13 protein-coding genes are annotated in these 11,964 nt (G+C 71.3%); 5 read left to right on the plus strand and 8 right to left on the minus strand.

Annotated elements, in window-relative coordinates:
* Nucleotides 1-60 precede the first annotated feature (60 nt).
* From IAG42_RS13025 to IAG42_RS13035, 3 genes are all read right to left on the minus strand, one after another.
* Nucleotides 61-1,527, minus strand: a complete 1,467-nt coding sequence (locus IAG42_RS13025; RefSeq protein ID WP_188337186.1) for an ABC transporter permease — start codon at nucleotides 1,525-1,527, stop codon at nucleotides 61-63.
* A 243-nt stretch (nucleotides 1,528-1,770) separates the two neighbouring features.
* A complete protein-coding gene (locus IAG42_RS13030) occupies nucleotides 1,771-3,042 on the minus strand; it encodes a L,D-transpeptidase (protein WP_188337187.1) in 1,272 nt (423 codons plus the stop codon).
* A 303-nt stretch (nucleotides 3,043-3,345) separates the two neighbouring features.
* Nucleotides 3,346-3,684 carry a hypothetical protein gene (locus IAG42_RS13035; RefSeq protein ID WP_188337188.1) on the minus strand — a complete coding sequence of 113 codons (339 nt, stop codon included), beginning with the start codon at nucleotides 3,682-3,684 and terminating at the stop codon, nucleotides 3,346-3,348.
* A gap of 109 nt (nucleotides 3,685-3,793) precedes the next feature.
* Here IAG42_RS13035 and IAG42_RS13040 point away from each other — a divergent pair, with 109 nt between their 5' ends.
* Nucleotides 3,794-4,087 (plus strand): hypothetical protein, encoded by a 294-nt coding sequence (locus IAG42_RS13040; protein ID WP_223205967.1) that lies wholly within the window; start codon nucleotides 3,794-3,796, stop codon nucleotides 4,085-4,087.
* 23 nt (nucleotides 4,088-4,110) lie between these two features.
* Here the strand turns inward: IAG42_RS13040 and IAG42_RS13045 are convergent, their stop codons facing one another.
* From IAG42_RS13045 to IAG42_RS13060, 4 genes are all read right to left on the minus strand, one after another.
* Entirely contained in the window at nucleotides 4,111-5,259 is a 1,149-nt protein-coding gene (locus IAG42_RS13045) for a GGDEF domain-containing protein (RefSeq protein ID WP_188337189.1), read from the minus strand.
* Between the two features lie 88 nt (nucleotides 5,260-5,347).
* A complete protein-coding gene (locus IAG42_RS13050; RefSeq protein ID WP_188337190.1) occupies nucleotides 5,348-6,169 on the minus strand; it encodes an enoyl-CoA hydratase/isomerase family protein in 822 nt (273 codons plus the stop codon).
* Between the two features lie 40 nt (nucleotides 6,170-6,209).
* A complete protein-coding gene (locus IAG42_RS13055; protein WP_188337191.1) occupies nucleotides 6,210-7,331 on the minus strand; it encodes an adenylate/guanylate cyclase domain-containing protein in 1,122 nt (373 codons plus the stop codon).
* A 349-nt stretch (nucleotides 7,332-7,680) separates the two neighbouring features.
* Nucleotides 7,681-8,553, minus strand: coding sequence for a biotin--[acetyl-CoA-carboxylase] ligase (locus tag IAG42_RS13060; protein WP_188337192.1), 873 nt, complete (start codon nucleotides 8,551-8,553; stop codon nucleotides 7,681-7,683).
* A 120-nt stretch (nucleotides 8,554-8,673) separates the two neighbouring features.
* On the opposite strand from IAG42_RS13060, the gene IAG42_RS13065 reads away from it, so the two are divergent.
* The 4 genes from IAG42_RS13065 to IAG42_RS13075 all read left to right on the plus strand — a co-directional run bounded on the left by IAG42_RS13065 (nucleotide 8,674) and on the right by IAG42_RS13075 (nucleotide 11,365).
* Complete coding sequence (locus IAG42_RS13065; RefSeq protein ID WP_188337193.1) at nucleotides 8,674-10,248, plus strand: acyl-CoA carboxylase subunit beta; 1,575 nt, start codon at nucleotides 8,674-8,676, stop codon at nucleotides 10,246-10,248.
* Nucleotides 10,249-10,275: 27 nt separating this feature from the next.
* Nucleotides 10,276-10,482, plus strand: coding sequence for an acyl-CoA carboxylase epsilon subunit (locus tag IAG42_RS13070; RefSeq protein ID WP_188337194.1), 207 nt, complete (start codon nucleotides 10,276-10,278; stop codon nucleotides 10,480-10,482).
* A gap of 96 nt (nucleotides 10,483-10,578) precedes the next feature.
* Complete coding sequence (gene mmpB / locus IAG42_RS38335; RefSeq protein WP_262928311.1) at nucleotides 10,579-10,707, plus strand: morphogenic membrane protein MmpB; 129 nt, start codon at nucleotides 10,579-10,581, stop codon at nucleotides 10,705-10,707.
* Nucleotides 10,708-10,750: 43 nt separating this feature from the next.
* Nucleotides 10,751-11,365, plus strand: a complete 615-nt coding sequence (locus tag IAG42_RS13075; protein ID WP_188337195.1) for a nucleoside triphosphate pyrophosphatase — start codon at nucleotides 10,751-10,753, stop codon at nucleotides 11,363-11,365.
* On the opposite strand, the gene IAG42_RS13080 is transcribed toward IAG42_RS13075, so the two are convergent.
* Complete coding sequence (locus tag IAG42_RS13080) at nucleotides 11,334-11,789, minus strand: hypothetical protein (RefSeq protein ID WP_223206393.1); 456 nt, start codon at nucleotides 11,787-11,789, stop codon at nucleotides 11,334-11,336. The two genes, IAG42_RS13075 and IAG42_RS13080, sit on opposite strands and share 32 nt — an antisense overlap.
* Nucleotides 11,790-11,964: the final 175 nt, after the last annotated feature.

The following is an 11,964-nucleotide window of genomic DNA, read 5'->3' on the forward strand; positions in this document are numbered from 1 at the left end:
GATACGTACGAGGGTTGGAGCTGTGGAATGAGGGAGGGCGGTGCTCGGGGAGGGCGGTGCTCACTCGACGCGGCGCAGCGCGTCCGCCGGGCGCAGCCGGGAGGCCCGCCAGCCGCCGAACGCTCCGGCGACGAGACCGCCCGCGACGGCGAGGCCGACCGCGAGGGCGATCGTGGTCGCGGAGACGGGGGCGCTGAGCGCGATGTCGAGGCTCTTTCCGGCACCGGACGCGCGCATCATGCCGCCGCCCCCGCCGAAGCCGCCCGGACCGCCCGCGGATCCGCCGCCGCCCGCGCCGAGTTCGGCCGTGAGGGTGGGGCTGATCGCGGTGACGGCGTAGGCGCCGGCGAGGCCGACCGCGATACCGAGGGCGCCGCCGATGAGCCCGTTGACGACGGCCTCGCCGACGACCTGGCGGGTGACGCGGCCGGACTTCCAGCCGAGCGCCTTGAGCGTGCCGAACTCGCGCACGCGCCGGGACACGGCCGAGGAGGTGAGCAGACCGGCGACGAGGAACGCGGCGACGAGCACGGCGATCGACAGCCAGCGGCCGACGTTCGAGGCGAGGTCCGAGGCCGTGGACAGGGAGCCGGAGACGGTGGAGGCGAGGTCGGCGGAGGTGGTGACGGTGGTGCCCGGGACGTTCTTCTGGATGGCCGACTTGACCGCGTCGATCCGTTGCGAGTCGGTGGCCTTGACGTAGACCGTCGTGACCTTGTTCTTGGCGTCGGCGAGCGTCTGCGCCTGCTTCAGCGGCAGGTAGAGGTTGGCGGCCGCGTCCGCGCTGTCCGGGGTCGCGATGCCGATGACCTTGTACTTCGTGCCCTTGACGGTGACCGTGTCGTGCACGGCGAGCTTCTTCTCCTTGGCATAGGAGGCGTCGGCGACGGCGACCTTCGCGTTCGTCTCGGAGGTCCTGAAGGTCCGTCCCGCGGTGATCTTCGAGGAGGTCAGCGGGCCGAGCGCGCTGTTGGTGACGTCGGTGCCGTACACGGAGTACGCGTTGACGTCGAAGTCGGCGCCGCCGCCCTCGACGCGGCCCTGCGACTCGCCACCGCCGGCGCCACCGGGGCCGCCCTGGAAGCCGCCGCCCTGGTCCTGCTTGAACTGCCCACGCGTGAACTGCCCGTCCACCTTCATCACTTGGAGGCTGAGCCCGCCCACGGTGTCGGCGACGCCGGGCTGCCCGGCGACCTTCGTGACGGTCGACGCGGCGAGGGTCTGGAAGCCCTGCACCATGACGCGGTCGCTGCTCTGCTTCCCGTCGTCACCGCTGTCCTTGGCGTCGAAGCGGAACCGCGGGCGGGCACTGCCCCCGTCGGAGGGCGCGGCGGCGGCCTTGGTGACGGTCATGTCGGTGCCGAGCCCGTACAGCGACTGGAGGACCTTGTCCTGGGCCCGGTTCATGCCCGAGGACACGGAGTTGACGACGATGACGAGGGCGATGCCCAGCGCGAGCCCGGAGGCGACGACGAGGGCCGCCTTTCTGCGGCGGCGCAACTCGCGCCGGAGATACGTGAAGAACATCGAAGCCTCGCCGGATGACGGCCCACGGGACGGGGGCACGGACAGGAACGGCGAAACGCTAAGGACGGGCCGTAAGCGTGGGCTGAGGCCGGCATGAGAGTGCGATGAGAGCCCTGATTCAGGGCTTACGCACAGGTTTCCGGCCGGCCCCGGAGCCCCCGCGAGCACAGGGCCCCGGCATGCGCGGAGCCCCGGCACGCGGTGCGTGCCGGGGCTCTGCGGTGGTGCGGGGAGCGGGCGGGATCAGGCGGCGGAGCCGGCCTTCCACTCGGCCCAGCTCAGGTTCCACCCGTTGAGGCCGTTGTCCGGCTGGACGGTCTTGTCGCCGGTGTTCTTCACGATGACGACGTCACCGACCATCGAATTGTCGTAGAACCAGGCACCCGGGGTGCTGGAGTCGCCCGCGCCCTTGGCGTCGGCGAGACCGACACAGCCGTGGCTGGTGTTGACCGAGCCGAAGATGGACTTGGCGCCCCAGTAGTTGCCGTGGATGAAGGTGCCGGAGTTCGACAGACGCATGGCGTGCGGCACGTCCTTGATGTCGTACTCGCCCTTGCCGTCGTCGTCCGTGAAGCCGACCGTCGCGCCGTTCATCCGGGTCTCCTTGAACTTCTCGGAGATCACCATCTGGCCCTCGTACGTCTTGTTCTCGGGCGAACCGGCGGAGATCGGGATGGTCTTGACGACCTTGCCGTCACGGGTGACGGTCATCTGCTTGGTCTTGGCGTCGACCGTCGAGACCTGGTTGCGCCCGACCTTGAAGGTGACGGTCTTCTGCTGGACGCCGGTCACGCCGTTCGCGCCCTCGACGCCGTCGAGGTCCAGCTTCAGGGTGACGGTGGAGCCGCCCTTCCAGTAGTCCTCGGGGCGGAAGTCCAGGCGGTTGGCGTTGAACCAGTGGCCGACGACCTCCTGGCCGCTGCTGGAGGAGACCGTGATGTGGGACTGCACATCGGCCTTGTTCGTGATCGCCTTGTCGAAGTTGATCGAGACCGGCATGCCGACGCCGACGGTCGAACCGTCCTCCGGCGTGAAGTTGCCGATGAAGCTGTTGGCCGGGGAGACGGTCGTGAACGACGCGTTCTCGTGCGCGACCCGGTTGCCCGAGTCCTTGGCCTCGGCGGCGATCTTGTACGTGGTCGACCGCTCGAGCTGGTTGGTGGGCTTCCAGCTCTTCTTGTCGGCCGATATCTGACCGGCGACCGCGGTGCCGTCGGCGGTCGTCATGGTGACGTCGGTGAGCGTGCCCTTGCTCACGGTGACCTTCGCGGCGTTGTTGATGCTCGCGTTGTCGGAGCCGTCCTTGGGCGCGATCTTGATCTCGGCCTGGGACGTCTTCTTCGCCGCCGCCTCGTCGGCCTGAGCGGCCTGGGATTCCTTCGTGCCGCTCGCCGAGCCGCCCGAATCGGCATCGCTCCCGCTGCACGCGGAGAGCACCAGCACGCCGCCGAGCACAGCGGACGCGGCCATCAGACCCTTGCGCCGCTTACCGTCCGTCATCACACGCTTCTCCATAGTCGCCGAATTACCCGACTTCCCGACGTCCCGGCCAGTCTCAGCCGTCCCGAGTGCGGTCACGGAGAACACAGGTGTTCCCCATACCCGTACACAACGCGGTGACCGGTTCGTCCCGTTCCCGAAAACGCTCGGATGTGGGCCAGGACACGTCCGTGAAGACGTGACCGGCGGCGCACCGACGGTGACGACACCCCCGCTGAACCCCCGTGCCCCACGCCCCACTCGCGCGCTTCTCCCCCTCCGGGACGACGCGGCCCCGGGCAGCGGTTCGCCGCCCGGGGCCGTGGATCCGGGGGGCCGCTACACGCGATCCGTGTCGTCCTGCCCCTCATCATCCTCGTCCAGGTCCCAATCCGGCGAATCGGGGTCGTAGTCCACCTGCTCGCTCGACCAGGAGGCCTGGACGAGCTCCGTGCCGGGCACCTCCCCGACCAGGTCGAACGGGTCGACGAGGTAGGCGATGGCCTCCGCTTCGTCCTCCTGGACCGCGCTCTCGGCGTGCGAGCGCTCCTCGGGCGGCATCGCCTCGTCGTCGGAGATCCGCTGCAGCGCGGCACCCGTCAGGGCCTCCGCGTCACCGATCTCCAGGACCAATTCCACCTTCAGGCGAACAAAACGTGACGTCTCATCAGTGTTCATGACCCGGAGCGTACGGCCCACCCCACCCGTGACTTTCCTGTGACCCGCACCTTTCACTAACATCGGCGGACACGGCCAATTCGCCAGCGCCACAAGGGGGATCGCTTCCGTGTCCGCCGCACGCCGATCACTGCTCACCGCCACAGCCGCAGGAACCCTCCTCGGGGCCCTGTGGTTCGTCCCCAATGCCACGGCGACCCCCGGGGAGTCCGAGACCGTCCACACCGACGCGCGCACCGCCTCCGCGGTGACCGACGCGCGGACCGACCGCGAACTGCGGCTCGCCGACACGGGCACCATCGACACCACCCCGTACGTCATGGGCGGCGCCGTCTTCCTGGGCCTGGGCGTCGGCTTCGTGACGTACTCGGTGCGCAGGCAGCGCGCGACCGAGGCGTACTGACCGACCGCCCCGGTCGACCGCCGCTACGGCTCCAGGCCCCTGATGCGGCGCCGCTCCCGCTCGCCCGTGGCCGGCGGCGGCGCGTCCGCGAGCCGGACGACCGGGTCGTCCAGACCGCCGTCCCGCCCGGCGACGACGGGCTTCGCCGAGCGCAGCGCCTTCGCCCGGTACTGGGCGGCGTCCGCGAGCCGGAACAGCCGCCGGGCACTGGAGACCTCGCCGATCGGATCACCGGTCGAGGCGATCCCGCAGGCCACCCCGTCGCCCAGGTCGAGTTCGGCCGCGCGGGCGCAGACCTCGCCGCCGACCCGGACCACCTCGTCCGCGGCGGGCCCCACCGCGAGCAGGCAGAACTCGTCGCCGCCGAGCCGCGCCGCGAGTGTCCCCGGCAGCATCGCGCCGCACAACGACAGGACGGAGCCGAAGCGTTCGAGGAGCCGGTCGCCGACGGCGTGGCCGAGGGTGTCGTTGACCCGCTTGAGCCCGTTCAGGTCGCACACGACGAGACTGACCACCGCCCCGTCCGCGCGGTGCCGTTCGACGGCCTCGTCGAGGCGGATGTCGACGGCCCGCCGGTTGGCGAGGCCCGTCAGCGCGTCCGTGAACGCGAGGCGCCGCGCCTCCTCCAGGCGTTCGGTCTGCGCGATGCCCGCCGCGACGACGGCGGCGAGCACGGTCGCGAACTCGGCGTCGCCCCGGTCGAACACGGGCATCCCCTGCGGCCGCGCCACGTACAGCTCGCCCCAGGCGCGCCCGTGCAGCACGATCGGCGCGACGACGCAGCAGCCGCGCCCGCGGCGGCGCAGCGCGGCCACCCGCTGGTGGCAGTAGCCGCCGCGCTCGACGGGCCCTGCGGCCGTCTCCACCCAGGCGTTGGCCCCGCCGCCCCCGGCCCACCGCTCGTGCAGGAACTCGGTGATCTCCGGGAACTGGTGCACGGGATACGTCTCCCGCTCGGGGAACTCCTCCTCGTCGGGCGCGAGGTCCCCGACGTTGACGAGCACCCGGAGCCGGCCGTGTCCGCGCTCCCACACCGAGAGCGCGGCGAAACTGCCGGTCAGCGCACGGCAGGCCCCCAGCGCCGCGGCCCGCCAGGAGTCCCGCGGGGCCTGTGCGGCGGCCATGCCCTGCGCAAGCGTCACCACGGCGCGCAGCCGGTCGTCCTCTCCCATTCCACCAGGCTAGGAATGTTTCCGGCATTTCGGTGAATTCAGCGCGTCCGACTCGGTGATCTTGGTCGTCTCCGAGGCCCGGGGCGGCTCACTCGCCCGGCCACTGCGGGCGCCGCTTCTCGTTGAAGGCCGCGACGCCCTCCGCGCGGTCGCCGGAGAAGGCCACCGAGCGCCAGGCCGCGTCCTCGACCTCCAGGCCCGCCCGCAGGTCCAGGCCGTGGCCGAGGCGCAGCGCCTTCTTCGCGGCGCGCAGCCCGACCGGCGAGTTCGCGGCGATCCGCGCGGCCAGCGCCAGCGCCTCCGTACGGTCCTGGCCCGCCGCCACGACCTGGTCGACGAGCCCGAGCTCGCCCGCCTCGGCCGCCTCCACGCGCCGGGCGGAGAAGATGAGCTCGGCGGCGCGCGCGGCCCCGATGCGGCGCGGCAGCAGCTGCGTGCCGCCGCCGCCCGGGATCACGCCGACCGACACCTCGGGCAGCCCGACGACGGCGGTCGCGTCGGCCACGATCAGATCGCAGGACAGGGCCAGCTCGAAGCCGCCGCCGAGCGCGAAGCCGTGCACGGCCGCGATCGTCGGCATCGGCAGTTCGAGCACGCCCGTGTACGCGGCGCGGGCCACGGGCCGCTGCCGCACGAGGTCCAGGTCCGTGAAGGAGTTGCGCTCCTTGAGGTCCGCGCCGACGCAGAAGGCCCGCTCGTGACTGGACGTCACCACGACCACGCGCACGTCCCGGTCGGCCGCGAGCGCGTCGCACGCGGCACCGATCGAGCGGGCCATGTCGGTGGAGACCGCGTTCATCGCCTTGGGCCGGTCGAGCACCAGCTCGGCGACGGCCCCGGCGGCCCCGGCGCCCTCCTCGCCGTGGCGCCGTACGACCACGAACTCCCCGAACCGCTGCTCTGCACCCATGACTCGCCCTTCCGGTTAACGCCAGTTAACCGTCAAGATGTCAGGTGCGCCGGGTCAGCGTCCAGGGCTCCACGACTCCGAGCCCGCGGACCGGCCGCTGCCACATGGGCTGCAGCGCGAACCGGTACGAGGGCGGCGCCTCGCCCGTCTCCTCCGCCTTCTGCGCCTGCGCGGCGGCCTCCGCCTCCGAGCTCGGGGTGTCCCCGGCCCGGATCAGCTCCTCGGCGAACGCGCCGTCCACGAGCACGGCGTCCTTCGGCGCTATCGACGTGAGCCGGCTCGCCAGGTTCACGGTCGTGCCGAACACGTCGCCCATACGCGTGGTCACGGTCCCGAAGGCCATGCCGACGCGCAGCTCCGGCATCGTCTCGTCGTTGCTCATCGTCTCGATGAGCCGCAGCGCGATCTCCGCGGCCGTGCCCGCGTCGTCCGCCGCGTACAGGACCTCGTCGCCGAGCGTCTTGATGAGCCGTCCGCCGTTCGCGGCGACCAGGTCCGCGGCGGTGGTCTCGAAGGCCTCGACGAGCTCGCCGAGTTCCTCCTCCTCCATGCGCCGGGTGAGCCGGGTGAACCCGACGAGGTCGGCGAAGCAGACGGCGAGCCGCCGGTCCACCATCTCCTCGTCGTCGGCGGCCTGCACGACGCGCCCGGTGGCCGCGGCCAGCTGCCGCCGCCACACGTAGACGAGGAACTCCTCCAGCTCGGGCAGCAGCAGCTCTATCAGCGGATACGTGACCTCGGTGCGGGTCATCCCGGGCTCCGGAGGCTCGGTGAGACCCTCCAGGAACGAGTCGATCTGCCACTCGGCGAGCCGCGCCGTCGTCTGCCCGGTGGACCGCGCCACCTGCACGGCCATCGCCTCGCTGAGCAGGCCCGCCTCGACGAGACCGGCGAGCCGCCGCAGCGCCAGGACGTCCGCCTCGGTCAGCGCCTTCGCCTGCCCGATGTCGGCGAAGCCCATGGCGCGCCAGAACCTCGACGCCAGCTCCATGGAGACGCCGGCGCTGCGGGCCGCCTGGAACGGGGTGTAGCGGCGCTCGGCGCCGAGGATCAGCCCTTCGAGGCGCAGCGCGAGGGGATCCGCGGTGTCCTTCTCGTCCCCTTCCGGCTTCTCGGGGTCGGGTGGGGTGCCCGTGCCGGAGCCCGAGTCGTCGACGGTCACGCCTGCTGCCCTTCCGATCTGCCGCGGTCAGGTATCGACCGGCCTCAACGATACGGCAGCCCTTGTGCCCCACGTCACTCCGCTCGGTGCGGGTCCCGCCTATGGGGGTGCCTCTTGCTCTGGTCGGGCGAGTGCGGGTCCGTCGTGGCTGGTCGCGCAGTTCCCCGCGCCCCTGAGATGCGCACTTCGTGCGCGATCTCATCGGGCGCTAGCGCATCGGGGAGATGCGACCCGAAGGGTCAGCATTTCAGGGGCGCGGGGCTGTGCCTGTCAGCGGCTCCGCCGCGGGGCGCGAGAAGCCCCACCGGCCCGCGGCCGGGGACGAACCGTCGAAGTTGCGGCGCGAGGCCTAAGCCGGGCGCAGGTGCACGATGTCCCCGGCACCCACCGGCACCCGCTCACCATCCGCCCCCCGGACGACCAACCGCCCGTCCCCGTCGACGGCCACCGCCTCCCCCACCAGCTCCCGGTCCCCGGGAAGAACGGCCCGCACCCGCCGCCCCACGGTCGAGCACCCCGCCGCGTACGTCTCCTGCAGCCGCGACAGCACCGGATCCCCCTGCGCGGCGCACCACTCCACGTACCACCGCTCGAAGGACCTGAGCACGGCCCGCAGCAAGGGCTCCCGGTCCACGACCTGCGCCCCGGCGAGCGCCAGCGACCCCGCCTGCGGCACGGGCAGCTCCTCCGCGCGCAGCGACACGTTGAGCCCGACCCCGATGACGATCCCGCCCTCGCCGGAGGCCTCCGCCAGGATCCCGCCCGCCTTGCGCTCCTCGCCGTCGACGGTGACGAGGACGTCGTTGGGCCACTTCAGGGCCGTGTCGACCCCGGCAGCCGAGGACAGCGCGGTGGCGACCGCGACCCCGGTGAGCAGCGGCAGCCAGCCCCAGCGCGACACCGGCACCTCGTGCTCGCCGGGCTTCACCAGGACGGAGAAGAACAGCCCCGAGCGCGGCGGCGCCGACCAGCGCCGGTCGAGCCGTCCGCGCCCCGCGCTCTGCTCCTCGGCGACGAGCACCGCGCCTTCCTGCGCGCTTCCGGCGACGGCGCGCGCCACCAGATCGGTGTTGGTGGACCCGGTGCTCGCCACGACGTCGAGGGACGACCAGAGGCCGTCCTGCCGGAGCAGCGAGCGGCGCAGACCGCTCTCGGAGAGGGGCGGCCGGTCCAGGTCGGACCAGGGGCTGGCGGGCACGTCTGAACGATCTCGCGGCGTCATGCAACCCAGCCTAGGTGTGGCATACGACGCACTGCCGAACCGTAGGCGCGCCACTACTCTACGAGTCAGTAGCCCCGTCCCCCTTGAGCAGCGTCGAACCAGGCAGGGAGCCGCGCCCCGATGAACGAGATCGACATCCACACCACCGCCGGGAAGCTCGATGATCTGCGGCGGCGGATCGACGAGGCGACGCACGCGGGTTCGGCGCGTGCGGTGGAGAAGCAGCACGCGAAGGGGAAGTTGACGGCGCGTGAGCGGATCGCGCTGCTGCTGGACGAGGACTCGTTCGTGGAGCTGGACGAGTTCGCGCGGCATCGTTCGACGGATTTCGGTCTGGAGGCGAACAAGCCGTACGGCGATGGTGTGGTGACCGGGTACGGGACGGTGGACGGCCGGCCGGTGGCGGTGTTCTCGCAGGACTTCACGGTGTTCGGCGGCGCTCTGGGTGAGGTGTTCGGGCAGAAGATCATGAAGGTGATGGACTTCGCGCTGAAGACGGGCTGTCCGGTCGTGGGGATCAACGACTCGGGTGGTGCGCGGATCCAGGAGGGCGTGATGGCGCTGGGGATGTACGGGGAGATCTTCCGCCGTAACACCCATGCGTCGGGTGTGATTCCGCAGATCAGTCTGGTGGTGGGTCCGTGTGCGGGTGGTGCGGTGTACTCGCCGGCGATCACGGATTTCACGGTGATGGTGGATCAGACGTCGCACATGTTCATCACGGGTCCCGATGTCATCAAGACGGTGACGGGTGAGGACGTGGGTTTCGAGGAGCTGGGTGGTGCGCGGGCGCACAACAGCCGTTCGGGGGTCGCGCATCACATGGCGGGGGACGAGAAGGACGCGATCGAGTATGTGAAGTCGTTGCTGTCGTATCTGCCGTCGAACAATCTGAGTGAGCCGCCGGCGTTCCCGGAGGAGGCCGATCTGGCGGTGTCGGAGGAGGACCGTGAGCTGGATGTGCTGATTCCGGACAGTGCGAATCAGCCGTACGACATGCACACGGTGATCGAGCATGTGCTGGACGATGCGGAGTTCTTCGAGACGCAGGCGTTGTTCGCGCCGAACATCCTGACGGGGTTCGGGCGGGTGGAGGGGCGTCCGGTGGGGATCGTGGCGAACCAGCCGATGCAGTTCGCGGGGTGTCTGGACATCGACGCGTCGGAGAAGGCGGCGCGGTTCGTGCGCACGTGTGACGCGTTCAATGTGCCGGTGCTGACGTTCGTGGACGTTCCGGGGTTCTTGCCGGGGGTGGAGCAGGAGCACACGGGGATCATCCGGCGGGGCGCGAAGCTGATCTACGCGTACGCGGAGGCGACGGTGCCGTTGATCACGGTGATCACGCGGAAGGCGTTCGGCGGTGCGTACGACGTGATGGGGTCCAAGCATCTGGGTGCTGATCTGAATCTGGCGTGGCCGACGGCGCAGATCGCGGTGATGGGTGCGCAGGGCGCGGTGAACATCCTGCACCGCAAGACGCTCGCGGCGGCCGATGATGTGGAGGCGACGCGGGCGCGGTTGATGACGGAGTACGAGGACACGCTGCTGAATCCGTACACGGCGGCGGAGCGGGGTTATGTGGACGCGGTGATCATGCCGTCGGACACGCGGGCGCACGTGGTGAAGGGGCTGCGGCAGCTGCGGACCAAGCGGGAGTCCCTGCCCCCGAAGAAGCACGGCAACATCCCCCTCTAACCGATCCGCAGTGTCAGGAGCCGCAGCATGGTGATCAAGGTCGTACGGGGCAACCCGACCCCCGAAGAACTCGCCGCCGCCCTCGCCGTCGTCCGCGCCCGCGCCGCCGCGGTCTCCGACGCCCCCGCCGCCGCGGTGGAGCCGGACGCCTGGGCCCACCCGGGCCGGATCGCCCGGCACCGCCTCCCGGCCCCGGGCCCGACGACCTGGTCGCGCACGTACTGGCCCGGCTAGCTCGGCCGGGCCCCGGGGGAATTAGTCCTTCCGTACCGGGGCGGCTGAGTACGCGTACTCAGGCGCCCCGCAAGCGCGACCAGCAGTATCGGTGGCGTGCTGTGGTCAGACCCCGAGGACGAGCCCACCGAGGAGCTGCGCGAGACGCAGGAGATGCTGCGCCGCGCGGGCCTCGTGCTCGCGCTTGCCATGGTCGTGGCGATGGTCGTGCTCGGTCTGCTGTGAGCACGGGCGCGACCCGGCCGCGTACGGCACTAACCTGACCGGCATGACCGCTCAGCGCCGCCTCATCCTGGCCTCACAGTCCCCCGCCCGTCTGGGCCTGCTGCGTCAATCCGGCTTCGCGCCCGAGGTGATCGTCAGCGGGGTCGACGAGGACGCCGTGACCGCACCGACCCCGGCCGAGCTGGCCCTCGCCCTCGCCGAGGCCAAGGCCTCCGTCGTCGCCGCGAAGCCCGAGGCGCACGGCGCCGTCGTGATCGGCTGCGACTCGGTGCTCGACCTGGACGGCGAGGCGCTCGGCAAGCCGGCCGACGCCGAGGAGGCCACGGCCCGCTGGAAGGCCATGCGCGGCCGCGCCGGCACCCTCCAGACCGGCCACTGCGTGTACGACACGGTCTCCGGCCGGTACGCGTCCGGCACCGCGTCCACGGTGGTGCGCTTCGGCGAGCCGAGCGACGCGGAGATCGCCGCCTACGTCGCCACGGGCGAGCCGCTGCACGTGGCGGGCGCCTTCACCCTCGACGGGTTCTCGGCGCCGTTCATCGACGGCATCGACGGCGACCACGGCAACGTCATCGGGCTCTCGCTGCCGCTGCTGCGCCGCCTGCTCGCCCGACTGGGCGTCGGCATCACGGAGTTGTGGGCTCCGGGGACGAACTAGCCGGAGGTGCGGCGGGACCGTCCGCCGCGCCGCTCTCGGCGCCGTTCTCGTGACGGTCGTACGCGACCAGGGTCAGCACGATCAGGGCGAGCACGACCATCATGAAGACGAAGGCGAGCCAGCCCACCAGGCCGATCGAGAACGCGCCGAGCAGCCCGTGCACCACGGCCGCGCTGATCAGCAGGATCCGCCCGAAGCCGCCCGGCGCCCGGTCCCGTACGGCGGCCCGCACGAGGACGAGCGCGCACAGCACCAGGTAGAGACCGAACAGACCGCCCGCGACCCACGCGCCGATCGACATGGCGCGCGGGTCGAGGCCCGCGAGCGACATGTCCTGCCGGTCGACCACCAGGCCCAGGAACCAGTTCAGGAAAACGATCCCGAGCGCCTCCGCGATCAGAACGATCGCGGCCACCCACGCCACCGGCCTGCGCGCCACCGGTCCCACCCACTTCCGCCGACTGTTACCCCGAGTATGTTCACTGCCTCGCGAACGCTACTAACGGGTAAACCTCGGGACAAGGGTTCTGCCCAAGGCAAAGAATCGTTGGGCCATTCGTAGGGACTCCACAAAGAAAGCCGACGGGCCGGGGAGCCGT

This window comes from Streptomyces xanthii, assembly GCF_014621695.1.
GTDB lineage: Bacteria > Actinomycetota > Actinomycetes > Streptomycetales > Streptomycetaceae > Streptomyces > Streptomyces xanthii.

Coding starts and splice junctions, on each gene's coding strand:
- IAG42_RS13065 (WP_188337193.1), top strand. CDS start 8,674: ATGAACGAGATCGACATCCACACCACCGCCGGGAAGCTCGATGATCTG.
- IAG42_RS13050 (WP_188337190.1), bottom strand. CDS start 6,169: ATGGGTGCAGAGCAGCGGTTCGGGGAGTTCGTGGTCGTACGGCGCCAC.
- IAG42_RS13045 (WP_188337189.1), bottom strand. CDS start 5,259: ATGGGAGAGGACGACCGGCTGCGCGCCGTGGTGACGCTTGCGCAGGGC.
- IAG42_RS13070 (WP_188337194.1), top strand. CDS start 10,276: ATGGTGATCAAGGTCGTACGGGGCAACCCGACCCCCGAAGAACTCGCC.
- IAG42_RS13030 (WP_188337187.1), bottom strand. CDS start 3,042: ATGGAGAAGCGTGTGATGACGGACGGTAAGCGGCGCAAGGGTCTGATG.
- IAG42_RS13035 (WP_188337188.1), bottom strand. CDS start 3,684: ATGAACACTGATGAGACGTCACGTTTTGTTCGCCTGAAGGTGGAATTG.
- IAG42_RS13060 (WP_188337192.1), bottom strand. CDS start 8,553: ATGACGCCGCGAGATCGTTCAGACGTGCCCGCCAGCCCCTGGTCCGAC.
- IAG42_RS13025 (WP_188337186.1), bottom strand. CDS start 1,527: ATGTTCTTCACGTATCTCCGGCGCGAGTTGCGCCGCCGCAGAAAGGCG.
- IAG42_RS13075 (WP_188337195.1), top strand. CDS start 10,751: ATGACCGCTCAGCGCCGCCTCATCCTGGCCTCACAGTCCCCCGCCCGT.